A 25,715-nucleotide genomic window follows, 5' to 3' on the forward strand; every position below is an offset into this window, starting at 1 on the left:
CTCGGGTCTTGACGTTGGCAGAGAGGGGTGGTTGCGGTGTATTCCGGCGGCCGGTGCTCCCTTTTTACGGCGGGATTAACCGTTACCCTCTCGCCCGCAGTTTAGCTTTAAACATTCGCGCCGCACTGGTGTAGCCGCCTTCCGTTCCGTCCACAAAGTGGACGTGGTCCTCGTCGTGATCGCGGACATAGCAAGACATGACCGATGCGTGGGTAACGTGCATACCAAAAATCAGCGCCCCGGCACTTTCCTGCTTTTCCAGGTAGCGGGTTAGTTGGTCGATCTGATCTCCAGTACCGGAAATAACCGTATTGATATTACCATCCAGCATCAGGGTGTCGGTCAGTTGACTGATCTTTGCGAGGTAGTTTTTGCCGGCGACAGTTTGTTGGAAATAATAGGGTCCGTAGAGTGTGGCCAGCCAGTTGCGCAACAGGTACCGCAGCTGAAAGTGGCCAAGACTGGCGTACATTTCCCGGGCAAGGTTCACCAGACCCAGATTGAGGCGCAGGCGGCCTGATGCCACCGGCCGACGACGTTCCAATTGCCCGAAAATCTTATCCAGTTGGCCCATAACTTCCCCGTAAACCCGGCCCTGATTAGCTTCATCGTTGCAGCTTACCAGCAGGCACACGATGCGCTCTTTGTCCCGGGGCGGTTTAATCTCGTTCCAGCGACATTCCATGCCCGTCAGGTCAGGTATTGCCAGTTCCGAAGCAACGGCTTCCGCATCGGTAAAGGAGGCTTTAATGCGACGTTCTGCTTCTTTGAGGCCGTTGCCCAGTACCACCGGGACGACGTATAACCTGGAAAGTCTCGCCACTGCTATCTGGATGCTGGTACCGCCATCATAAACCTCTGCTACCTGCATAGATCCGACCCGCAGCACCAAATCCATCTGATTGCTGATGTGGTGGCGATAGTTATTGAGATCACTAACGAGCTCCTCCGCAAGCTTTGGCGGTGCGATGAAAGTAGCCCCGTCGCCGCCGAAGAAATAAGGAATTTTCAGCTCGTTGTAGTCCGCCTTCAGCCGGTTAAGGACGGTAATTATACCACCCGTTGCCGCCAGGTTGACTTCGTGGTGCCGGCCGGCAGCGACGGCCTGCGTCGAACCGATGATGTCGATTACGATGACCTGCCAATTTGCCGGGACAGCGTGGAACAGCTTCCTCTTTCCCAACAACTTACGCAATGGCATATTTTCGACCGGCAGGTCCTGGTAAAAGGTTGGGTTGAGCATTGTATTGATACTGATGATTATGTAACACGCTTATGACCGGAAGTGTGCGGTAGTGGGAAAGTTAGGCGGCAAGGGGCACCTGCCTGAGCTCCAGGCTCCTCTTATTGTATATTCCTTCCCTGGTAGATTATCCTGAATCTTGTGAATGAGGGGTGAACCTCACTTAAGTCTTGGGGTTTCCCTGTTTCAACCATGTTCGATATGCGAAAACAATTCTACCTCTTCTTTATACTGCTGCTAAGCACCACCCTAACCGCTCAATCAGGCCCCGACGAAGATCAACTGGGTAGCTGGTACATGTATATTTTTAATACCACCTTTGGCGACGGACCCTTCGGTGTACAGGGAGACCTCCAATACCGGGCCTGGGATGCAGGGGGAGATATGGAACAGCTGCTGCTGCGCGGCGGTGTAACCTACCGCCCTGAAGATGCCAACATCCTTTTTACCCTGGGATATGGAAACATCACTACCGGCGCTTTCGGAGACAGTGACGCCACCACCGGCGAGAGTAGAATTTACCAGGAAGCATTGCTGCCCCAGAAACTCGGTAAGCGCTTTATGCTAACGCACCGCTTCCGCTACGAACAACGCTGGGTAGAGGGACAGGACACGCGTACCCGCTACCGCTACAACATCTTCCTGAATGTGCTGCTCAACGACACCGAAATGAAGAAAAAGACACTTTACCTTGCCCTTTATAACGAAATCTTCATAAACGGTCAAACCGATATTGGAAACGGTCGGGAAGTGGAACGATTTGATCGGAACCGAACCTACCTCGGCTTAGGCTACGGCCTGTCCGATAACCTACGCGTCCAGGTGGGGTGGATGAAGCAGACTACGGCTAATTGGGGGAAGGGGCAGACGCAGTTGAGCTTGCACCATAAGTTTTAAAGAACACGGCTACCTGGTTAAATCTCGTTTAGGTATTGCTTAGCTTCAATAACCTCCGTCCTGTCTTCAACGTTTGCCGCGGTTAATTCCACCAACTTACTAAACTGTTCTTTGGCTGTTTTATGCTCTCCCGCTCGTTTAGCGGCTACGGCGGCTCCGTATACGCCATTAAACCGATTCGGATGTGATTGCAAATTCAACAGATAAGCGCTGAGGGCCTCTTTTGGCCTGCCCAAAACCATCATCATGTCGCCTAGTAGTTCTTGAGCGGGTAAGACTTCGCCGGGGCTTACGGGATGTTTTCCTACTTCTGCTTCCAGACCGGCAGCTTCCTGCATAAGGGTAACGGCGGCTTCATGATAGCCTTCCACCAGTTTTATCCAGGCCCGGGAAGCCGTTACCTGAACCAGCACCTGCTTTGCCTGGTAGGGATCGTCAGCGTTCACTAATCGCTGGTGCAGCGATTCGAGTATACGGAGGTCTTCTTTAGCAGCGTCAATGTCCTTATTGTGCACGGCCCCCAGCACTCTGGCGAAGTGCGTGATGGCAATCTCCCACGGGAACTCTCCCCAATCTACGTTCGATGGATGCTGTTCCAGCCGTGCCGCTTCGGTCCAGTTTTTGTTCTCTAACCACATGCGGGCGGAGATGGACCCGAAGTTGTATTTCCCCGCATCGGCCGCCAGTTTGTCCATGGATAATAAACGCTGGTGCATCTCACCGGCTTTGGCGTTGTCACCTTGTTGTAAATAAGCGTAAATCAGATAATCCATTGCGTGTACTTCTTCTCCTCCGGTGCCGTCCATAGCCGTCTCCTCGGCGTAACAACGGGCCGCCGACATGGAGTTCAGGTTGGACTGGATGGACTCGTCCCAAAGCCCCAGCCGGGTGAAGATATGGGAAGGCATATGTTGTGCGTGCGCGGAACCCGGCGCTATATCCGCGTATCTTCTGGCGGTCGGCAGGGCCAGGTGGGCCAGGTCCGGATTATCGTAATTGTGGATGATGTAGTGCGCTACGCCAGGATGGTTAGGCTGGTCCGGGAAAATGGCTTCCAGTATTTTACCGGCTTTCTTTTCGTTGACGTATTCCGTCCCGGATCTGTCCCTCGTTGCGTAAAGCGCTAATGCGTAGAAAACGGCGGCCTCCGTATCGTCCTCGTACTTTTCGTACATCCGCTCCATTGCCTTTTCGTAATTTTTTGCCCTTATTCCGTGGGCTACGCTATCCCAATCTTTGTAGTAAGTGCCGATGGCGTTCAAGTAGTCCATTTCCCTGGCGTTCTTCGCTGCCGATTTGCCAACCTCAAGAACTTCGGATGCCTTTGCCAAGTCGCTTTTACCGGGTGGGGACCACGCGGCGTGGTAGATGCTCATGGCTACACCCCAGTAAGCCATCGCACACTCCGTGTCTGCATCCAGCACCTGTACGAATGCTTTTTCCGCCTCCCGGTATTCGAATGAATGGAGCAGGGAGACCGCCAGATCAAATGTTTCCCGCACGGAATAATCACACGAAAGCGAAAAACTGACTTCTCCGAAGGTCTGACCGCTACACATTACGATATCACCCCGGAAAAAATCAATGTTTGAGGTGTCGACTGTAGATTTGGGCTTTTCGCTCGTACAACTTGAGTTAAGCAGGAAGGAGCAAACCAGGAATAGCAGCGGTAGAATTGGAGGTGATTTCATTTCAAATTGGCTGAACAGGCAAAATGCATGTTTGCACAATATAAGCTTATTGCGACATTTAACCATCGGAGGATCAGTCCACAATTGAGGTCAGCCGTACTTCTCCGGTTAAACCCGACTTAGTCAACTCTGCTCCCTCCTCAGGCATGATTCCAGTAAGCGTCCAGGTCTTGCGTCCCCTGGCCGGCAGGCCAGCGTCCCTGATAAGTTGGTTAACCCAGAGGTTCGTCACCTCTACGGCTAATTCATTCTCTCCCGCCCGCAGAAAGTCGGTAACGTCAATCCGCCAGGGGGCAGTCCACAGGCCACCGACGTAGCTACCGTTTAAAGAAACGTTGGCCACCACGGCCGCCTCATCCAATTCCAGCCAGACGCGCTTTCCGTTAGGAGCATCGGGCAGGGCAAACGTCTTGCGGTAGGTGGCCGTTCCGGAAAAGTAGCGGATGTCTTCGTCCGGGTGCCCGGCCCAGTCCATCAACTCAGGCAACTCCACCGTTTTGTCTACGCCAAGATAAGCGTTTTGAAAGCGCACGGACCACGGACCGGTAAGCTCGGCCAGTAGCTCCGTTTCGGGGTAGTTTTTGCCCTCAGGCGGGGGACCGTCGGACTCGCTGAACACCACGAAACCACTTTCTAAAGGAGCCAGCCGTAGCGGTAGGTGAATATGCTCCGCCGTACCCCGAAACTCTGGCAGCGGACGCCGGGCACCACTGATCGGGTCCCACCACTCCGGCCGCAAACCTTTGGCCCGGAAGCCGGCAACGAAGTCGATGGTCTCTTCGCTTTGGTTGGTCAGGAAGTAAATTTCGCGGCCGTCATCTGCACGGCGGTGAATCCAGAGCACGGGGCTACTGGGCGGTAATTCCACGTCGGCCACTGTGCCGGTCTTCAATAATACCCGTTGCAGGTTGGTATCGGTTGTCACCCGCTCGTGTTGCCAAAGTTCGTGGGCCAGGTCATGTACCCGTTCGTCGGCTTCACCGTAGCCGGTCAGGCTGGGGGAATGGCTGGGGGCAGCACCTACCACCGTCAGGCCGGCCTCAACCAGTTCGGCGATGCGGACCAGTAGCTCCGGCCGCATGGTCTCCGACCTGGGCAATACCAGGATACGGTAGCTCGGCCCATCCTTAACGACCAGCCGACCATCGACCACGCTGGTCCGGTTATGCAGCACATCGGCATTAAGATAGTCAAAGGCATATCCGGCGGGGACGGACGGGTTGGTAACTCCGGTCATCTTCGGCGCGTCCTCGCCGATGAAGTAGGCGATGTCGGCCACGAAGTCGCCCTGACGCAGCAGATAGCCGCAGCGGCGTTCGTAGTCGATCCAGGATTTAGCCTTCGGAAACCAGGTATTGTGCCGGTTGAATTCGGTACCGAACCAGGCGTTCACCCCCGGCTGTTTGTCTTTATACGGTTGCTGAATATAGACGTGGTAGACCCGGTGGTTGATGCCCTCGGTAAAGCTCCAGTCGCCTCGCTTTTTCAGCATGCCCGGGTAACGGGTGAAGTCCTTGCCCGCAGCGGTGAAGGATTCGGCCGACACCTGCTCTTTACCGTAAATGTGCGCCGCAGAGGCTGCGGCTTTGCACTCGATACTGCCCAGTGAACCCTCGTTCCAGAATTCTCCGCCGACGAGATCCGACTGCCCGCCATACAACAGGAATTCTGAGGGGAACCCCCAGTGACCGTAATTTTCCAGCCACAGTTTCAGACCGTTCTTCTCGCATAAATCTTGTAGCCCGCCGACGTACTCGTAGGCCACGCGGTCGGCCACTAACCTGCGTAAATCCCAAAGAAAACGGTTGGATTCGTCGACCGACCCGACGATGTGGCCACTCAGCACGGGTAACCAGGGTAAGGGGTCGTAGTCGTAGGTAGTTGCGAAGGCGGCGGCGAAATCATCCGTCCAGTTCTGGCCGCCCATTTCATAGCTGTCGGCTACGACGTATTTGAAGGCCGTACGCTCGGCGGCGGGCATGGAATTGAGGATTTCGCCGATAAAGGCGTCGAAATGCTGGGGCAGGGCGTCGCGGTTCATTTTGTCTACTTCCGGGCCTTTGGCCCCGGCTGCCGCTGGCCCGTTTTCCACGCCGGTCGGGAGCATCCCGGTGCGCAGGATGGTCCAGTTGCCGGCCGGGATGTTCCAGTTCAGGGTGCCGTCAGTAGCTAGTTTTTCGGTGAGGTTCAGCACGCCGTCGGTGGGGATGATCTGGTCGGCGGCGGGTTCGGCCTGGGCGGGCCAGCGGTAAGCATCGTCCAGCGGCAGCGGGGTGGGGTGCATCAGGGCAAGTTGCTTCTCCAGGCTGTATTCAAGTTTGGCCAACGGTGATAATGAGGCGGTTCGTAGCCCGATTTTTTTGCTGCCGCGGGTTGCCATGATATTTGTCAGGTTCAGCTCAAATTCCGGGGCGTTGGTCGCGGGGAAAGCAATGGTCAGCGATGGATCATCGTAGAAGCCGATCTGGTCCAGATTGTTGCTTCGGTCGAAGCGGAAAGAGCGGACCACTTTCCACTCCCCGGCAACTTTTGCGCTCAGGGTAGCGTCTGCCGTGAAAGTGCCCTGCGGTTGGAGGGTCAGGGTTTGGTAGGGCGCGGTCGCGGGTGCAGGGAAGGTTATGGTAGCAGCCTCCTGTCCAGTGAGGTCCGTTTCCCGGACGATGAGGTCAGGCCCGCCGGTCGGCGTAGGAAAGGCCAGCACCGCCACGTCGCTGAAGTCTCCTTCCGGAGGTGTAAGCAGGCCCGAGAATTTTCCCGGCCCGGTTACCACGGTGGCCTGGCTGGCCAGGAACCGCATGGAGTTGCCGGTGTCGTTCCACGGCCCGCCCGACTGGCTCCAGCCCGGGCTGTTGAACAGCCCGATGTCGACGCCCAAACGCGCCCCTTCCCGGATAGCGTGTTGGGTCAGCCGTTTCCATTCTTCGCTCAGCATGGGCACCTGACCCTGGTCTTCCATCGGTACGCGGTCGAGGTAAATATTGCCGATCAGCGCCGCACCGATGCCTACTTCGGCCATCGCCTCCAGGTCGCGGGTGATGCCCTCTGCGGAGATGTGGTTATTGATCCAGTACCAATACATCCAAGGCTTTGTCTCTGCCGGCGGAGTCATAAAGCCAGCGGCCAGTTCTTCGATGGCGGGGTCAGCCATTGTTTCTGATTCCGGTGTGGTTGTACAGGTAGAAAAACTAAGCATTAGCAGGAGACAGCCAGGGAGGATAAAGCGGAAGTTCAAGGTTTGCATAACAACTTTCTTTGCACCCGCGCGCCGCCGCCCTAATGCGCCACCGCCGGATAAATCAACACCATAAAGAAAGCTACGTTTTTCCCGCCTCACCATCCTGTACCATCCGCTACCCCCGCTCCCAAACGGCAACATCCCCGTACCGCGCCGAGCGCGTATACATGTGCCGAATCCCGATGCGCCCACTGGCAATCTTGTCCCCCGATGGCAATGGCCACGAAAACAGTTGCTCCTTATCGCCGCCTTTGACGTTGAAAAACAGCCATTCCGAAGTCTTCACCACCGTTATTTCGTACGGTACGCCCGGTCTGAAAAGGCCCGTGTCGAAATAATCGGGTGCCACGGCAGTAGCGGCAAATTTTTTACCTTTCTGTACGGGGTACTGGCGGCACCGCACGTAATCCATCCCACCGTTTTTCGGGTAAGCGGCGTAGCTGATGTGGAGGGCGTTCATGTTATTAAAGTAGGTTCGCATGCTGGGAATGATGCGTTCGTTGCGCCAGCTCGCGATGTCAGCGGGGAAGTCATAGGCACCGGAGGCCTGCAGGTAGAGGATGTTGACGGCGGTTTCCCGCGTATCGGTACGGGTGTAGGTATACCTCATTTTCAGGTCGCCGGTGAAGGACTGCTTCGTCCAGAGTACACCGTGGCAGGCATCGTCGCCAGCAACTGGCCCGGCGCTGAAGACCATGCCGTCGGGCGTATTATCTACCGTGGCGCGCAGGCCGTCGAGGAACCATTTACGTTGCCAGTTGCGGGTGCCGGGGTCTTGGAAGGCCTTTTGCCAGCCAGGGGCGTCGACCAGTTGTTGAAAATTACGCTCCGCTTCGGTTTGCGCCGGGAGCAGTACGGGAAATAGCGTGATGCAGAGAAGTAGAATTTGGGTGGGACTGGACACTTTCATTGAGCGAGAACTTAATTTTGATCGTAAAACACGCCGGGCGCTAAAGGTCGCTGCGCGACGCTTCGAGGTCCGGCTAGCTTATTCTCCAATCGGTAATCGTGCGGCAAGTTCTTCCACTACCGGGAGGTATTCCTTCTTTTCGGCCAGATTATTCACTTCAAGTGAATCAGTTGCATGGTCAAAAAGCGTACGCGCATATCGGTCGCCCTCATCGTCGTACCACTCGGTATAAGAATAGCGGGTGGTGGTGATATTGTCGGCTTCTTTCCAGCGGGTGAAAACGGCGTCTCCCCACGCTGTTTGGGGGTCGTCCAGTAGTGGGCTCAGGCTTTTCCCCTGTAGCTGGGCGGGTTTTTCCAGGCCTGCGAGGTCGCAGAGGGTGGGAAAGACGTCGACGTATTCCACCATCGCGGGTGAGCGCCCGGGCTCGTGACCCGGAGCGGAGAAAATGAGTGGAACCCGCAAGGAGGTGTTGAAGGGTGTATGCTTACACCACATTGCGTGGTCGCCTAAGTTCCAGCCGTGGTCGCCCCAAAAGACGATGATGGTGTTATCTGCTTCGCCACTGGCTTCGAGGGCATCGAGCACACGACCCAGCTGGGCGTCCATGAAGCTGACACTGGCGTAATAACCGTGAATGAGCTGACGCGCGTAATCTTCAGGCAGGATTTCGTCTTTTGGCACACCGCTGTAATTGCGGAGTTCACCGCTGTTGTGGTGGATGGCGTCAGGGGTTCCTTCGGCGCGGTAGTAGGTGGCGGGCAGGCTGATGTTGGCGGGATCATACAAATCCCAGTATTTGGCCGGGGCGTTGAACGGGAGGTGGGGCTTCATGAAGCCAACGGCGAGGAAAAAGGGCTGGTCTCCGGGCGCAAGTTCCCCGATTTTGGCGGCGGCATAGTCGGCGATTTTCCCGTCCCAGTAAGCGGTGTCGGCTACCTCGCCGCGCTCGAAAGCGGGCCCGCGGCCGTCGAAATCCTTATTGTTGGCATTTATAATGTTCTCCGGCATCTGGTAGTCGCGGCCGGCCCCGCCGCCCACGCCGGGTTTCCAGTTGGGCTGGCTGTAGTCCCCGGCCCGGTCGGTTGGGTGGTGCAGTACCTTACCGATGGCGGCCGTGTAGTAGCCGGCGGCCTTGAAGTGGCCATGTAGGGTAACGGCGTCGGGCGCATCTTCGCTGATCTTGGTTTTGAAATCCCAGAAGCGGTTGCGGGTGGGGCGCATACCGGTCATGATGCTGGCGCGCGAGGCCCCGCAGACCGGCACGTTGCAGTAGGCGTTCGTGAAGGCGGTGCCCATCGCCGCCAGCCGGTCGATGTTGGGCGAGTGAATCATCCCCTTGCCGAAGGAGGCGAGCTCCGGCCGCAGGTCGTCCACAGCAATGAACAGGACGTTGGGCGGCGCAGCCCCCCCGTCTGTTTGGCTTTCTGACTCCTTTACTGATGAGGCGGGGCCGCAGGTGCAAAGTAAAGCTCCTAGGAGGAGCAGAGCAAGGAGGTTTGTTGGGCGCATGATGATGAGTTTGTTGGTCGAATGTTGGGGCAGATGACCTGCCGAATGATTGGGAGCATTTGCCGTCGGGTAAACTTTTGTCCGGCTTCTCCAGGTCAAAAGAATATGTCGGACGGTCGATCCGCCTGTTCGGCGGCTTCCCTCAAATACCCGATATGTATTCTATTTCTGAGATGTTCTTTCCAGTGGTTCGTTCGTAGAGTTCGTAAATGATGCCATCCTTAAGGCCAACTTTGGGTACTAGCATCGTGTCGCCACCTGCATCTTCGAGCATCCGGATATAGATTTCGGAAGCGGGAATGATGACGTCTGCCCGGTCAGGGTTGAGTTTCAGAAAAGACATCCGCTCCTCGTAAGAGAAAGCCTTTACGTAGGCGCTGATGGCCTTGATCTCTACTAATGACATACTTGTTTTTCCGGTTCGGGAAGACAATTTGAACAGCTTGTTCATATTGCCGCCGGTACCAATGCCGGTCACTTCCCCACTTTTAGGGTTTTTCGTCTTTTTGAGGAATGCCTGCATCCGGGAGAAAGTGTCTTTTCGTTCTGCGGCGGATAGCTTTCTAACTGACCCGATCCGGAAGGATTGGCTGGCTTTGAGTTCCCGACCCTCGTATAGGTTGAGTTCGGTGCTGCCACCACCCACATCGATGTGTACGGAGCGGCCTTCGGTGAGGTAGGGCAGGATGGCCTTGTTCAGTATCCGAGCTTCTTCTGTACCGGAGATGATGTGCACGTCGATACCGGTAGTGCCTTCCAGGACGTCCCGGATTTCCTGCCCGTTTTCTGCCTCCCGCATAGCGGAGGTCGCTACGGCAAAGGTGGCATCAACGTCATACAATTCGATCAGCAGGCGAAAGGTTTGCATCAGCTTGCCGAACTTCTGTGTCGTTCCGGGTAGGATCTTGCCCTTCTTGAATACGTCGTGCCCCAGCCGCAATGGAAAGCGGAGAAATTCAAGGCTTTTGAAACTGACCTTGTCCTTTGACTCAAAGACATTGACGATTTGAAGACGGATGGCGTTGGAGCCAATATCTATGGCAGCTAGTTTCATGGGGTTTAATTGATTAGTCTTTATGGACTAAAGCTAAAGTAAGGTAAGCGGGCTAAGCCAGGGGGTTGTTTTCAAAGCCAATAAATTTATCCTATCTGTGTATAATTTACACAGATTAGATCCCAAATAAATCACTAAAATTTAGACTACCATCCTGTACCGTACCGGTTATCGGGGAATAAAAAATTAAACTTTTGAAACCTGGTCTTTGCAGGAAGGTACAGGACGGGGGCAGGTGGGTTCCCGCCCTAATATTGGTGGAGAATTGGGGTTGTTAACCTTGATTTCTTTTAAAGTCAACTGCAAACTAACCTAGCTATTATGAAACTATTTAACCCAAGCCTGATGCTTCGGACCGCCCTGTTATCCGGCATATTGCTGTTGGCGGGAAGCCTGATGGCGCAGCAAAAACAAGTAAGTGGTACCGTAAAGGATGCCGACGGTACGCCGCTGATCGGTGCCACGGTACAGGAATCGGGCACAACAACGGGAACGGTTACCGATTTTGACGGCAACTTTGCGCTTTCCGTCTCCGGCCCTGCTGCGGTGATTACCATTACCTATACGGGGTATGAAACCACTCGTGAAACGGTAGGCGCCAGAAGTGTGATCAACATTGTATTGGCAACGGATGCGCAAATTCTGGATGAGATTGTGGTGGTCGGTTATGGTTCTCAGAAACGGTCAGACATCACCGGGGCGGTGACCTCAGTACAGAGTGCCGACCTTGAGAAAGCGGTCTTCAATAACGTTGACCAACTACTCCAGGGTCGTGCAGCGGGTGTATTGGTGACTTCCGGTAGCGGAGCTCCGGGAGACAACTCCACTATTCGTATCCGTGGCAACAACTCTCTGTCGGCGGATAACGGCCCTCTTTACGTTGTCGACGGAATTCCGATTGCCGGTTCACCAACCTTCAACCCTCAGGACATTGCTAATCTCGAAGTCCTTAAGGATGCTTCCGCTACGGCTATTTATGGTTCCCGCGGCGCCAACGGTGTTATTCTCGTTACGACCAAGCGTGGTAAAAACGGTAAAACTGTGGTGAAATTTGACGCTAACACTACAACTTCTACCGTTCTTACCAACATAGAGATGCTTAGCGGACAACAATACGCCGAGTACCGTAACGAAGCTAATGCCGCCCTTAACAATCCAGAGCCTTTCCCTAACCCCGCCGAATTCGCCGGTCAGGGATTCAATTGGCAGGACGAGATCATCGGTACCGGCCAGCGTACCAACGTAGGCCTCAACATCTCCGGAGGTCAGGACAATATCCGCTTTTTCGTTTCCGGTGATTACCTGATTGACAATGGTATCGTTATCGACTCTAAGTTCAGCCGTTCAAACGTGCGGGCGAATATGGATATCGACGCGTTCAATGATCGGGTTACCTTCGAAGTGGGCCTCAACATCGCTCACCGGGAAGGACAAAACTCCGTATCCTCTGTGGGTGGGTTTCCATCATCACTCGGCCCGATCACCAACGCCCTGTTGGCAGAACCCATCGTTCCCAGCCTGACCTTCGCTGGTGAAACCGGCGAGAACGAGCAATTTTATAACCCATACCTTGAGGTTACGGCCAAAGAAGATCGCAACTTCAATACGGACCTGCTTAGTAATGCTAAGATTACGGTAAAGATCACTGATGACCTGTCCTACGTGTTCAACGGTGGTGCGAACTTCCGTCTTGGTCTTCGCGAACTGTTTTACCCCTCCACGGTAGGCCCTGGCATTAATACCGTTGGTAGCGCTACCTCCAATACGGGTCGCGGTTACGACTACATCGTTAGTAACTACCTTAACTACAACAAAACTTTTGGCAGCGACCACACACTTGGCGCTACCCTCGGCCTGGAGTACAGTGAGTTCAATGCTTACTCCTCCGCTACGAATATTACAAACTTCGAACTTGAGATTCTCGGTCTGGATAACGTCGGGATTGGTACCGGTCTGAACAATATTGGTACCGGCCGGAGCCTTTCCGTACTCCAGTCTGGCTTTGCCCGTTTCAATTACGGATACAAGGGCAAGTACCTGCTGACTTTCACCGCTCGTGCGGACGGATCATCGCGCTTTGCGGCCAACGAAAAGTGGGGCTACTTTCCCTCTGCTGCCATCGGCTGGCGTGTGTCTGAGGAAGATTTTCTCAAAGGAAGCAACTCCATCTCTAACCTGAAATTACGTGCATCATTTGGTGAGACGGGCACGCAGTCCATTCCGCCCTACCGCTCGCTTGCCCGTTACGGGACAACTCAGTACCCGATTGGCAATAGCCCGTCACTTGGCTTTATTCCCACTAGTGTCGAAGCTCCCGATCTGCGCTGGGAGACCACGCGTCAGTTTAACGTAGGCGTAGATCTTGGTCTGTGGAACAACCGCCTTGAGTTCATCGCGGACTACTTCGTGAAGACAACAGTTGACCTGCTGGCCAACATCGCCCTCCCTCCCCAGTCTGGCTTTGGCGGTGCGATCACTAACTTCGGTAGTATCGAGAACAAGGGTATCGAGCTGGGCATCAACGCTACGGTGGTTGATAAGCCTTCTTTCTCCTGGAGTACTGGTGTGAATTTCACTACTTACGAAACGACGGTCCTTGACCTCGGCGGCGACGGTGAGATCTTTGGCCCCGGCATTGCGGCTAACTTTGGCGGCAACGCCCACGTATACCGCGTAGGTCAGGAATTTGGCCAGTTTTTTGGATTGATCTCCGATGGACTTATTCAGCAAGCTGACCTTGATGCCGCTATGGCTTCCGGCGAACAGCTGCCAGCCCTCAACAACGACCGTACGCTTGGCCATTGGAAGTTCAAAGACCTCAGCGGCCCAGAGGGTGTTCCTGATGGCGTTATCAACGGCCTCGACCGTCAAGTAATGGGTAGCCCCAACCCTGACTTCATTTTTGGTTGGAATAACGATTTTACCCTCGGTAATTTCAGTCTGAACATGTTCATCCAGGGTACGGTCGGTAACGACGTGCTCAACGCATTGCACCCGGTACTCAACTCCGGTTTCAACAACAACGAATCCTACAAGAACCAAACGGTTGAATGGTATGAAAACCGCTGGACTCCGGAGAACCCAACCAACGATCCCCGGTTCCCTTCCATCAATAGTTTCTCTGCACCCGTTGCTGATTTCATGATTGAAGACGGTAGCTACATCCGCCTGAAGAACCTCTCTCTCCGGTACAACTTCCCTTTCAACAGCAACGTAATCTCTTCGCTGCAGCTCTACGTTACGGGAACCAACCTGATCACCATCACTGACTACACGGGCTTCGATCCGGAAGTAAGCGCACTGGGGTCACCACTGGCTCCGGGTGTTGACCTCGGCGTTTACCCCCGTCAGCGTGCTTTCACCTTTGGCCTCAACATGGGCTTTTAAGTAACCCTTGAAAAGCCCTGTATTACGGGGAATCAATTTTTGCGCGATTGCGTGATCATTCCAAATAAAAGAACAATGAAATTTTACCATAAAGCATTTTTTATACTTGCGTTGGCGACCGGGTTCACCGCCTGTGAGACCCTCGACGAAGTACCCTTCACCTTCATCGGTGTAGAAAACATTTATCAGGACGAGAGTGACGTTGATAAGGCCCTTCTGGGTGTTTACCAAACACTCTTTTTTCCCGGTGTAAATGACCTTTGGTATACCCTTACTACTTCCGGACCTTCTGAAATGATGACGGTTCGCCTCAAGATGGCGGCTCAGGGTCGTCAGGCATCCGTTGATTTCAACGATACTAACCCACACGGTTCATTTTGGAACCAATTTTACCAGGGCATCAACCGGGCTAACGAAGTGATTGATAATATCCCTAAAGCTGGCCTTGAATCCAGTTTGCAAGATGCTAAGATCGCAGAAGCCCGCTTCCTGCGCGCCTTCTACTACTTCCACCTGGCGAGAATGTTTGGTGGCGTACCACTTCAATTGGAGCCTACCCGCGATTTTTCCGATGAAGCAGTCAAAAAGCCCCGCTCTACCCTGGAAGAAGTCTATGCTGTAATTCTGGAGGACCTGACTTTTGCCGCAACTAACCTGCCGGCCACTCGCTCATCCGGAGATTTCGGTCGCGCCAGCGCAGCTACCGCCAATACATTACTTGGTAAGGTGAATTTGCAAATGGCTGGTCAGCCGCTGCAACAGACGGCCCGCTATGCAGACGCAATTACGGCGCTGGAAAAAGTGGTCGGTGTTCACGCACTGGAAAGTAACTTTGCTAATGTATTTAACATTGCTACCGAAGGAAATAACGAGATCATCTTCGCCCGCCCGAACATCTCCAACATCAATGGCAGCGGTACGGTAATGACTTTCTTCCAGGGAGCGCCAAATACGCCCTTCGCGCACCCGTTTGGTCAGTACCAGCTGGCTTTCACTGAGCTGCTCTACAACAGCTTTGATTCCACCGACCTGCGCCGGGATGTTACCTTTCTGTACACCTACAATCATGTAGGAACGGGAGAGGAAATCTCCTACGACCCAACGGGTGCAGCAACCGCCGGCCTCCAGTTTGGCGGTCCACGCAGTCCCAATGGTATTCCGATCGGAAAGTTCAAGGACCAGTCCAACAGCCTCAGCCCCTTCGGCCACGGTAACGACCTGATCTTCCTGCGCTACGCCGATGTGTTGCTGATGCTGGCTGAAGCAGAGAACGAAATGGGTGACGACGGTGCCGCGCGCGGTTACCTCAACCAGGTACTGAACCGGGCCGGGCTGGACAACGAAGACGAGAACGATCAGGCGGCGCTGCGCGCCATCATCAAACTGGAGCGTAAGAAGGAACTCGCCGGCGAATTCCATGAGTACTTCGACCTGCAGCGTTGGGGAGATCTGGAAGCTTCTATGGCGGTTAACCCCGATGCAATAATGCTTAACGTTGCCTACGACTCCAAACTGGAGCTCTACCCGATTCCACGGGGAGTTCTGGAAACCAACGAGAACCTGACGCAGAACCCGGGATACTAACTGTCGGGTAACTCGACCGGACCTCGAAGCGTCGTGCAGCGACCTTTGAGCGTCCGGTCAAGCGCGCCTTTTGAGATAACCCGCAGCGGACGCTCAAAGGTTCCTCCGGAACGCTTCGGAGTCCGCTGATCAAGACCTTGTATGATCGATATTTTAATCTTCAGGGGGAGGCCATCTTTGGTTTCCCCCTTTTAATTTTTGTAAAATGAAACAACTACGTCTACTTCCCCTACTCCTTTGTCTTTGCTTTTGTACCTGCGACCGCGCCGCTGAAGTCAATGAGTCAGATGGTCCGCTAGTCGATGGGGCGGAGCGGCCTCCGAACCTGCTGATTGTCTTGTCTGATCAGCACAGCTACGATATGCTGGGCAGCTATGGAAACGACCAGATCATCACCCCGAATCTGGACCAATTCGCCGCCGAGGGAGTACGGTTTACGCACGCCTTTACCAACCAACCCGTTTGCACGCCTTACCGGGGAATGATCATGAGCGGGATGCACCCACTGAAGAACGGTGCCTTTATCAATGATGCTCCGCTATTGCCCAATAAGACGAAATTACTGGCGCAAGTACTCAAAGAGAAAGGCTATCAAACCGCCTATATCGGTAAGTGGCACCTACTGGGTGGGGAACGCAACCGGCCAGTGCCCCGGGGAGAACTTCGGTATGGTTTTGACCACGTGGTGACCAATAACTGCCACGTCGATTTCCGTCCGGGTAAGGCCTTTTTCTGGAATAAGAACGACGAAAAAGAATACTTCGACCAGTGGGAAATCTACGGCCAGACCGACCAGGCACTAGCGTACCTGGACACCATCGATCAAAGTAAGCCATTCGCCCTCGTCGTCTCCTGGCACCCGCCCCACGACTGGGGGAAATTCAAAGGAGAAGATGGCAAAATGCACTACCGTTATGACACCGACGAGAAGATGATGGCCCTGTATGACCGGGATTCGATCCAACTACGCCCCGGCGTGGAGCGGACCGCCGACCGACTGCATATGTACCATGGTTACATGGCCTCTACCAGTGGTGTGGATATGTCTTTCGGCCGGCTGATGGACAAGTTAAAGGAGAAAGGAATGGACGAGAATACCCTGGCTTTGTTCAGTGCAGACCACGGCGATATGCTGGAAAGCCATCATGCGATTTTGCCCAAGCAGTATCCTCACGATTACTCGAACCGCATTCCCTTCATTGTGCGTTACCCAGCCAAACTCAAGCCTGGTCAGACAACGGATTTGCTCTTTGGCGCCCTTGATATCATGCCGACGGTATTGGGGCTGATGGGCGTGGAATCGGAACAGCAATACGACGGAATGGACCTTTCGGAAGAGATTCAGGCGGGGACGCAGGATGCAGTGGATGTTCTTCCGATTTGGCTGTATAAGCGCGGCGTAGCCAGGAACCACAACTGGCGCGGAGTCATCACCCCCGACTGGACTTTCAGTATGGGTAAAGGCGTTGATTCCCTTGAAATCACCAACGTCCTCTTCGACCGGGCAAAGGATCCGGCTCAGCTCAACAACCTCTTCCACGACCCTGCTTACGCTGAGGTTAAAGAAGAACTACGCGGTAAGACCTTCGCCTGGATGGAAAAGTACAACGACCAGTTCTGGGGAATGGAAGATTTTCTCCGTATCCGGCCGGAGGAAACCTGGATGTATAATTATGAGAAGAGCCCCTTTGAGTTATTTGCTGAAGAGTAGTTTGGACGAAGCATGCGTAGCGACCTTTGAGCGTCCGGCGCGTGTGGCGGCCTTGTTAGCATCCGAGGTAGGGCAATCTTGTCAGTACCTAAGAGACAGCCCTTTTCAAAGGTCCCGGTGGACGCTTCGAGGGCGACCTAACGCGTAGCGGTGAGGTTGTGAAAGGCCTGGCCCCGAACCTCCTCATCGGCATTGTAATCCGGGTTCAACACCGGCCAGTACCGCTTGTCCACGTTTTCTTCGAGCCATACCAATAGTTTGTCGAACAAGGCTTGCCGGAGTTCGGGCTTAGTCTGCGCAAGATCGTTAAGCTCGTACGGGTCTTTTACCAGGTCATACAGGTGTAGCCGTCCGTGCCAGTCAAAGATCAGCTTCATGTTTCCTTCCCTGATGGCGGAGTGAGGGGTGAGCGGATAGCCATCGTAGGGGCTGTTGTAGATGACGTTGAAGGGGTAATGCCAGTAGCGGGTGTCTTTGGCGTAAGTTTTCTGCGTCGTCTCCTGAAGTAGCGGGAGGAAACTTCGGCCATCGAGGTCCTCGCTTTTAATCAGGGCTTCGGCATCATAGCCGGCCATTGCGACGAGGGTGGGGTAGAGGTCGGTGTAGTCCACCGGGGTGTTTACCCATTTTCCACTGGCGACGCGGTTTTTCCACCAGACGATTAGGGGGACCCGGATGCCACCCTCCGTCAGGCAGGCCTTGCCGCCCAGGAAAGGCGCGTTGTCGGTCCCATCTCCTTTTGGAGTGATTTTGCGGTCAATGCCGCCATTGTCCGACATGAAAACGACGAGCGTATTTTCCTCCAGCCCCGTAGCTTTTAGCTTTTCCATCAATTGGCCCACGGAACGATCCAGGCTCTTGATCATGGAGGCGTACACCGGGTCATTGTGGCCGTTCCAGCCTCTGGCAGGCTTAGTTTCGAAATGGGCTACTTCTTCAGCTTTTCCCTGGTAGGGGGAGTGCACGGCGAAGTGAGAGAAATAAAGAAAGAACGGCTCTTCTGGCTTGTTGGCCCTGTCGTCTAGGTAGTCAAGGGCCTGCACCGTCAGGTCATCAGTGAGGTAGGCCTGGCCAGTGGAGTCACCGGCGTCACCAATGGCCCAGGCCGGTTGTGGCATATCCGGGAACCGGGCTTTGCTTTTCTGGTTCCAGCCCTTGCGCCAGTTGTAGTAAGCTGATCCTCCGCCGTCGAACCAGGCGAGGGGCTCGAAGCCATGGTCTGCCGGTTGGTGGCCGGCGGCGCCGAAGCCGCCGATGTGCCATTTACCAATGAAGGCAGAATGATGGCCGGGCATTGCCTCGGCAATACTGAGAATATCCTGCCCATTGTCATCTGGCGCACCAGTGGGCAGGGCGGAGTTGGAGGTGCTATTGTCCCATGCACGCTCGATGAGAATATTATCGCGGTGGTCGAGCACGTCGTGGGAAAAGTGGCCTTCGGGTACGGGCAGCGCTTGGTTGTAATAAGTCTCCCGCAGGGGCATAGCGGTCATGAAGCCGGTTCGTGGCGCAAATTTCCCGCTGAGTATTCCCGCTCGGGTGGGGGAGCAAAGTTGCGTGGCATAGGCCTGTGAAAAGGATGTCCCTTCCCGCATGAGCCGGTTTAAATGGGGCGTTTCGTAATAGATGCTTTCAGCTTCGACGCCACTGAAATACCGGGCGTAGCCTTCGGTGTCCATAATGCCGAAATCGTCGGCAAGGATGAAGATGATGTTGGGCTGCTTGATGTTTTGACCATCTGACTCACTGGTTGATGAGGCGGGGCCGCAGGAGGCAAGCAAAAGCGATAAAAAGCAGGGAAAGAAGTACTTGGTCATGCCCTAAAACTAAACCTTGTTCCTGCGTTCGCGCATCCCGTACTGTACCGTATAGTAACAAAATTATCGCCTGAGCCTAAGATATTGGTCACTCAGTCTTAGCAACCTGAAGCCAGCCAGCCCGCTACACCGAAGACCGATCAATAAACCGAAAGGGATTCTGCACTTTCTTGATCTCTTTACTGAGCATGACCTCCGCCGCTGTCCGTCCCATTTGGTCAAAATCAGTGGAGATTACGGTAATGCCGAGTAAATCTTTCAGCGGGGTTTCATTGTAAGAAATCACCCCGATGTCTTGCCCCATTTCCATTCCATCATCCCTGATTTGTTTAACCAGGTTGACGAGGTCGTTTTCGGCAATGGTGACAAAAAGATCTCCGGATTCAAGAATAATGTCTTCGTAGACTTCGTGAATAACTTCGAAATCCATCTTAAATTTTACGCAGAACTTTCGGAAGCCATGCATGATCCGTCGGGGATAAGGGTAGATGGACCGCTCCGGATACACCAGGAAAATCTTTTTATACTTACGGATCTTTTCCAGGCCATCCGTCAGTGCCTTATAGATGTCGTTCTCAAAATCCTGATAAACGATGGAGAATTCACCCGTTAGCCCCGTCAGGTTATTGTCGAGGATCAACAGTTTATGCTTCGGTATTTTGTTAAGGGTTTCCACTACATCATCGGTGAAACTTACGTGGCGCAGGGCTGAAGTTTTGAAATGTGGCATGATGACGAAGTAGTCATATGTCTTAAGGTTTTTCTTGAGCAGGTTGAGAAACAGCGTCTCGTCGCAGTGATAAATGTGCAGGTCCGTATGGGAACTTCCCTGCAACTCCTGGATGAAGGAGTTGTATATCCTCATCTTGTAATTACTCAGCTTATTCACTAAAAACAACACATTGACCTGGGAAATTAAGGACGTTCGGGTCACATAATATCCCTTGCCCATCACGGAGGTAATGATGTTTCGCTCTTTCAGGATTTTATAAGCTTTTTCCACCGTGTCGCGGGAGAGGTCAAATTCTTCGCTGAGCATATTGATGGAAGGAATTTTTTCATCCACCTTTAATTTGCCGGAAGAAATATTGTCGATAATTGATTCTACAATTTGTCTGTATTTGGGAATACGGGAGTTTTCATTAATAGTTATGTGTTCGAGTATTTGCATAAAGAAATTTGGCTTTATTTGTTGTCAGCAATACAGCGGGGCTTACGATGAAACAATATGGAAGCATCGTATAAGACCAGTTAATGGCTGGTCTGAGACCATTTACGGCGCCCGGGTGGTGAAGTAAAGCTATGCGCTAAAGTAACGCATCCTGCACCGGTAGGGTGTGACCAATAGTGGAGCCTGGACACACAAAGGCGAACGGTACAGTACAGGACGGCCCCGAATAGGCCTCAAACTAACTTAGCGTTATAATCAAAAAACAAACTGCGACCATGGCAACAGCTATAACCCAATTCAAACACGTAGATTATCTCTGGGACGAATCCAAGGCCGCCAGCCTTGGCGACGATCAGGTAGCTCTTTTCCTCTATCGTTCCAATATTCTGGGTGCGGACCTCCGCATCACCAACTACGGAGGCGGCAATACTAGTTGTAAGACCATCGAAAAAGATCCCCTTACCGGTAAGGAAGTAGAAGTAATGTGGGTCAAAGGGTCAGGCGGAGACATTGGCACCCTCACCCGCTCGGGCATCGCCGGCCTGTACACCGATCGCCTGCGCGATCTCAAGAAAGTCTACGGAGGCCTCGAAGATGAAGACCGCATGGTCGGCCTCTTCAATCATTGTATTTACGACCTGGACTCCAAAGCGCCCTCCATCGACACACCGCTGCACGGCCTGCTCCCATTCAAGCACATCGATCACCTCCACCCCGATGCCCTCATCGCAGTAGCCGCCGCTAAAGACAGCGAGAAGGTAACCAAAGAGATTTGGGGAGATACTATGGGCTGGGTGCCATGGCAACGTCCTGGTTTCGACCTCGGCCTGCAGCTCGAAAAGTGCCTGGCCAATAACCCCGGCATCCGGGGCATCGTATTAGGTAGCCACGGCCTGTTCACCTGGGGAGACACCAGCTACGAATCTTACATCAACAGCCTGGAAGTCATCGAAATGGCCAGTCAGTATATCGAAGATCGGGTCAAAGCCCAGGGCGATAAAGTCTTTGGCGGCCAACGGGTAAAGAGCCTGGCTCCCGAAGCCCGCCTGGCCCAGGCGGCAAAACTGATGCCACTATTACGTGGCCTCACCAGTAGCGAAGCCCGGCAGGTCGGCACCTTTCAGGATACCGACGTAGTGCTCCAGTTCATCAACTCCAAAGACATTGACCGCCTCGCGCCGATGGGGACCTCTTGCCCTGATCACTTTCTGCGCACTAAAATCCAACCCCTCGTACTCGACCTCGATCCGAAGGAGGACCTTAGCGATCGCGATGCCATCCTGGCCAAGCTCGAAGGTGCCTTCGGCGACTACCGCAAAGGGTACCAAAAATATTACGACGATCATAAGCGGGACAACAGTCCCGCCGTACGTGACCCCAATCCGGTCATCATTCTGTATCCTGGTGTTGGCCTGTTCAGCTTTGCCAAAAACAAACAGACAAGCCGCGTAGCCTCCGAATTCTACATCAACGCCATCAACGTGATGCGCGGGGCCGAGGCGATTACCGAATACACCGCCCTGCCGCGGCAGGAAGCTTTTGACATTGAGTACTGGTTGCTCGAAGAAGCTAAACTCCAACGGATGCCAGCCGAGCAGCCGCTCAGCCGAAAAGTGGCCCTGGTGACCGGTGCCGGTGGCGGAATCGGTAAAGCGATTGCCGATAAACTGGTTGCCGAAGGTGCAGTGGTTGTTCTTTCCGACATCAACGCAGATGCGCTGAAAGAAGCGGATGAAACTTATGGCCGCGACCAGTCCACCTACGCTGTTTGCGACGTGACGGATGCCGCCTCTATTGAGCAGGCATTTGATGCAGCGAGCCTACAGTTCGGTGGTGTAGATATTGTTGTACACAGCGCCGGGCTTGCGATCTCCAAGCCACTCGAAGAGCACACGCAAAAGGATTGGGACATCCTGCAGAACGTTCTCGTTAAGGGGCAGTTCCTGCTTGCCCAGGAGTCCGTCCGGGTAATGCGCGACCAAGGGACTGGTGGTGACTTCATCAGCATCGCCAGTAAAAACGGCCTGGTTTCCGGGCCAAATAATGTCGGCTACGGTACCGCCAAAGCTGCCCAGCAACACATGGCCCGGCTGCTTGCCGCAGAACTTGGCAAGGACCATATTCGGGTAAATACCGTTAACCCCGACGGCGTCATCATCGGTTCCAAAATCTGGGAAGGCAAATGGGCCGAAGGCCGTGCTAAAGCCTACGGCATCACCGTGGAGGAACTGCCGGCGCACTACGCAAAGCGGAATCTGCTCAACGAAATCATCCGGCCAGCAGACATCGCCGATGGCGTATTTGCCTGCGTTGGCATACTGACCAAGACGACGGGTAACATCATCAATGTGGACGGTGGAATGGCTACGGCTTTTGTTCGGTAATTTTCTCTGGCGAGGGCACTTCAGTGCCCATTTTTTAATACCCGTTTCTTGGGCGGGGCCGCAGGCGCAAGGGAGGTTGTTTAGCAAAGGCACACAACTGGCCATTAGCAAACTTTCGGCAGGAACGGGCACCGGAGTGCCCTCGCCTGCCCCCACCATTGCACCTGCGTCCGCGCCCAGCTTTTCCTTCTTTTTCTCTTATCCTTGACCTCTCGAATCATGCAGATCAACAAAGACCAATTACAAAAGGTCAACCAGCAGGGGCGTGCTCGCCACGACGAACATTTCGACTTTCTGGCGAATAATCTAACCCGGGAAGGTGTCGATGTAAACACCATCCTGAAGCGCCTCGCTGCCTTTCAGGTCGCCGTTCCCAGTTGGGCCCTCGGTGCCGGTGGTACACGCTTCGGTCGTTTCTCTTTCCACGGTGAGCCGGGAAACCTCGAGCAAAAAATCGGCGATGTGGGTATCCTGCACGCTCTTACCCAAACGGCCGGTGCCGTTTCCCTGCACATCCCCTGGGACACCCCTACGGATTACGCCGCAGTAAAGGAACTGGCCAAAGCCAACAACCTGGTTTTTGACGCCATTAACTCCAATACCTTTCAGGACCAACCCGGCGCAAAACACAGTTACAAGCACGGTTCCCTCTGTAACACCGACGAAGCCATCCGCGCCCAGGCAGTACAGCATAACCTGGAGGTGATCGGAATCGGTGAAAAGCTGGGATCCAAAAGCCTGACGGTCTGGCTGGCTGACGGTACCAGCTTTCCCGGCCAGCGGTCTTTTCAGCAAGCCCTGGCGCAAACGGAAAAAAGCGTCAAAGAGATCTACGCCGGAATGCCTGCCGACTGGAGCCTGTTCATCGAGTACAAACCGTACGAACCAAATTTTTACAGTACCGTAATTATGGACTGGGGCACGTCGTTCATGTTGGCAAATGCCTGCGGCGACCGTGCTTTTACTTTGGTCGACCTGGGCCACCACCTGCCCAACAGCAATATTGAACAGGTGGTCGCCACCCTGATGTCTAAAGGTAAACTCGGCGGTTTCCACTTCAACGATAGTAAGTACGGCGACGATGACCTGACTGTAGGTAGCATCAAGCCCTACGCCCTGTTCCTAATCTTCAACGAACTGGTGTACGGCATGGCCAATAATCCCCAAAACCCGGAACTGGCCTGGATGATCGACGCCAGCCACAACATCAAAGATCCCCTGGAAGATCTGCTCCAAAGCCTGGAGGCCATCCAGGAAGCACACGCCAAAGCATTGCTCGTGGATCAGGAAGCCCTGAAAGCCGCTCAACTCAGCCATGACGTGGTAAAGTGCCAGGAAATCCTCCAGGCCGCTTACCGGACTGACGTTCGGCCGCTACTGCAGCGCGCCCGAATTGAGAACGGCGGTGCACTCGACCCATTGGGTGCCTACCGGAGTATGGGCGTGCGGGAGGCGCTGATTGGGGAACGGGGAAAACATACGGTGGCTACGGGCCTGTAGGCGCTGCGCGCCTACTTGTTGCAGGGTCGCTTCGCTCCTGTTGCAGGGGTTACAGCCCTTAAATATCGAAATGCCCCTGCAACACGAGCGAAGCAAATCCTGTACCAACTGTAACCCTGTAACCGGAGCGTAAGCGACCCTGCAACCCCTGCAACGTGAGCGAAGCGAACCCTGCAACAACTGCAACTATGAAACCAGTAACCGCCATCTTCGACATCGGCAGAACGAACAAAAAGTTCTTCCTATTCGACGACGCCTTTCGCGAAGTCCACCGGGAGTATACTTCTTTCGAAATGATCGAAGATGAGGACCGTTTTCCTACAGAGAACATTCAGGCTTTGCGAAGGTGGTTGCGGGAGGTCTTTGACCGGATACTGGAGAGTGAAAAGTACGACGTAAGAGCCATCAACTTCTCCACTTACGGGGCCAGCTTTGTCCATCTGGATGAGGATGGAAAGGTGTTGACCCCGTTGTACAATTACAATAAGCCGCTGGACGAGCAATTGCTCGACCAGTTCTACGACCAATACGGGCCGGAAGAAGCCTTCACGCTGGCCACCGGTTCTGACCGGTCCGGAATGCTCAACTCCGGATTGCAACTCTACTGGCTAAAGCATACGAAACCGGAAGTCTTTGCCCGGATCAAATATTCCCTGCATTTGCCCCAGTTTCTGAGCTATGTTTTTACCGGTATCCCGATCAGCGAATATACCAGTATTGGCTGCCACACGGCACTGTGGGATTATCCGAAGAAGGATTACCACGATTGGGTTTATGCCGAAGGGATCCACCGGGTTCTCCCACCCATCGTTTCTACCGAGACGAGTATCAATATGAATTATAACGGTAAGCGAATTAAAGTTGGCGTGGGCATTCATGATAGTTCCGCCGCCTTGCTGCCGTACATCAGGAGTGAGCGCAAGACCTTCGTGCTGGTCTCTACGGGGACCTGGAGTGTAACGCTAAACCCCTTTGCCACCGGCACCTTAAAATCCGAAGATTTAGAAAGCAGTTGCATCAATTATATGCGGATCGACGGTAAGCCAGTGAAAGCGGCACGGCTTTTCCTTGGGGAAGAATATAAGATCCAGACTAGTCAACTTTCGGAAACCTTCGGAGTAGGGCCCGATCACCATACGACCGTTAGCTTTGATCGAACCATCTACGATGAATTAAAGGAACATTTCTCCCCGCGCTTTGCATTTCAGGAACTACCGACGACCGGCAGGTCAACGACCAGCTTGCCGGCAGACTGGACCTATGCCCAGGCCTACCACCAGCTGATGATAGAATTAGTGTCCCTGCAGGCGGCCAATATCCGGGCCGCACTGGGGGACCGTACCGTAAAAAAATTGTTTATTGACGGCGGGTTCACCGACAACGAGGTGTACGTAAAGCTGCTGGCGCATCGGTTCCGGGAGCTTAAGGTGCGGACAACGGACTCGTCGCTGGGCTCCGCGCTGGGCGCGGCCATTGCTATTTCCGACAAGACGCTTAATTCCAAGTTTCTTAAGGAAAACTACGGTCTGCGTAAGCACCAACCCTTCATCGTCGGTGAGGCAAGCTCCTCCTGAGCCAAGGCTTAGTTGTATTTATGGGTTTGCGTTCTGTTTGTCGTA

The 25,715-nt window shown here is 54.0% G+C and carries 15 protein-coding genes; 7 read left to right on the plus strand and 8 right to left on the minus strand.

Going from position 1 to position 25,715, the window contains the following annotated elements:
* Positions 1-82 precede the first annotated feature (82 nt).
* Positions 83-1,243 carry a DUF3095 family protein gene (locus tag B036_RS0125425; RefSeq protein WP_020571558.1) on the minus strand — a complete coding sequence of 387 codons (1,161 nt, stop codon included), beginning with the start codon at positions 1,241-1,243 and terminating at the stop codon, positions 83-85.
* A 192-nt stretch (positions 1,244-1,435) separates the two neighbouring features.
* Here B036_RS0125425 and B036_RS0125430 point away from each other — a divergent pair, with 192 nt between their 5' ends.
* Entirely contained in the window at positions 1,436-2,140 is a 705-nt protein-coding gene (locus B036_RS0125430; RefSeq protein ID WP_020571559.1) for a DUF2490 domain-containing protein, read from the plus strand.
* Between the two features lie 17 nt (positions 2,141-2,157).
* Here the strand turns inward: B036_RS0125430 and B036_RS0125435 are convergent, their stop codons facing one another.
* The 5 genes from B036_RS0125435 to B036_RS0125455 all read right to left on the minus strand — a co-directional run bounded on the left by B036_RS0125435 (position 2,158) and on the right by B036_RS0125455 (position 10,542).
* Complete coding sequence (locus B036_RS0125435) at positions 2,158-3,831, minus strand: tetratricopeptide repeat protein (protein WP_020571560.1); 1,674 nt, start codon at positions 3,829-3,831, stop codon at positions 2,158-2,160.
* A gap of 73 nt (positions 3,832-3,904) precedes the next feature.
* Positions 3,905-7,072, minus strand: a complete 3,168-nt coding sequence (locus B036_RS0125440) for a glycosyl hydrolase (RefSeq protein WP_026232348.1) — start codon at positions 7,070-7,072, stop codon at positions 3,905-3,907.
* Positions 7,073-7,181: 109 nt separating this feature from the next.
* Positions 7,182-7,976, minus strand: a complete 795-nt coding sequence (locus B036_RS0125445; protein WP_020571562.1) for a hypothetical protein — start codon at positions 7,974-7,976, stop codon at positions 7,182-7,184.
* Between the two features lie 78 nt (positions 7,977-8,054).
* Entirely contained in the window at positions 8,055-9,488 is a 1,434-nt protein-coding gene (locus B036_RS31115) for a sulfatase (protein ID WP_020571563.1), read from the minus strand.
* 142 nt (positions 9,489-9,630) lie between these two features.
* Positions 9,631-10,542 (minus strand): Ppx/GppA phosphatase family protein, encoded by a 912-nt coding sequence (locus B036_RS0125455; RefSeq protein WP_020571564.1) that lies wholly within the window; start codon positions 10,540-10,542, stop codon positions 9,631-9,633.
* Between the two features lie 321 nt (positions 10,543-10,863).
* On the opposite strand from B036_RS0125455, the gene B036_RS0125460 reads away from it, so the two are divergent.
* The 3 genes from B036_RS0125460 to B036_RS0125470 all read left to right on the plus strand — a co-directional run bounded on the left by B036_RS0125460 (position 10,864) and on the right by B036_RS0125470 (position 17,224).
* Positions 10,864-13,929 carry a SusC/RagA family TonB-linked outer membrane protein gene (locus B036_RS0125460; protein ID WP_020571565.1) on the plus strand — a complete coding sequence of 1,022 codons (3,066 nt, stop codon included), beginning with the start codon at positions 10,864-10,866 and terminating at the stop codon, positions 13,927-13,929.
* Positions 13,930-14,004: 75 nt separating this feature from the next.
* Positions 14,005-15,513, plus strand: coding sequence for a RagB/SusD family nutrient uptake outer membrane protein (locus B036_RS0125465; protein ID WP_020571566.1), 1,509 nt, complete (start codon positions 14,005-14,007; stop codon positions 15,511-15,513).
* A gap of 205 nt (positions 15,514-15,718) precedes the next feature.
* A complete protein-coding gene (locus tag B036_RS0125470; protein ID WP_083926327.1) occupies positions 15,719-17,224 on the plus strand; it encodes a sulfatase-like hydrolase/transferase in 1,506 nt (501 codons plus the stop codon).
* Positions 17,225-17,361: 137 nt separating this feature from the next.
* On the opposite strand, the gene B036_RS0125475 is transcribed toward B036_RS0125470, so the two are convergent.
* Together B036_RS0125475 and B036_RS0125480 are read right to left on the minus strand one after the other, a co-directional pair.
* Complete coding sequence (locus B036_RS0125475; RefSeq protein WP_020571568.1) at positions 17,362-19,041, minus strand: sulfatase; 1,680 nt, start codon at positions 19,039-19,041, stop codon at positions 17,362-17,364.
* Between the two features lie 124 nt (positions 19,042-19,165).
* Positions 19,166-20,212 carry a GntR family transcriptional regulator gene (locus B036_RS0125480; protein WP_020571569.1) on the minus strand — a complete coding sequence of 349 codons (1,047 nt, stop codon included), beginning with the start codon at positions 20,210-20,212 and terminating at the stop codon, positions 19,166-19,168.
* A gap of 275 nt (positions 20,213-20,487) precedes the next feature.
* On the opposite strand from B036_RS0125480, the gene B036_RS0125485 reads away from it, so the two are divergent.
* The 3 genes from B036_RS0125485 to B036_RS0125495 all read left to right on the plus strand — a co-directional run bounded on the left by B036_RS0125485 (position 20,488) and on the right by B036_RS0125495 (position 25,670).
* Positions 20,488-22,596, plus strand: a complete 2,109-nt coding sequence (locus B036_RS0125485) for a bifunctional rhamnulose-1-phosphate aldolase/short-chain dehydrogenase (protein ID WP_020571570.1) — start codon at positions 20,488-20,490, stop codon at positions 22,594-22,596.
* A gap of 219 nt (positions 22,597-22,815) precedes the next feature.
* On the plus strand, positions 22,816-24,096 hold the full coding sequence (locus tag B036_RS0125490) for a sugar isomerase (RefSeq protein WP_020571571.1): 1,281 nt from the start codon (positions 22,816-22,818) through the stop codon (positions 24,094-24,096).
* A 188-nt stretch (positions 24,097-24,284) separates the two neighbouring features.
* Positions 24,285-25,670, plus strand: coding sequence for an FGGY-family carbohydrate kinase (locus B036_RS0125495; RefSeq protein WP_020571572.1), 1,386 nt, complete (start codon positions 24,285-24,287; stop codon positions 25,668-25,670).
* Positions 25,671-25,715 lie beyond the last annotated feature (45 nt).

Source organism: Neolewinella persica DSM 23188, assembly GCF_000373105.1.
GTDB lineage: Bacteria > Bacteroidota > Bacteroidia > Chitinophagales > Saprospiraceae > Neolewinella > Neolewinella persica.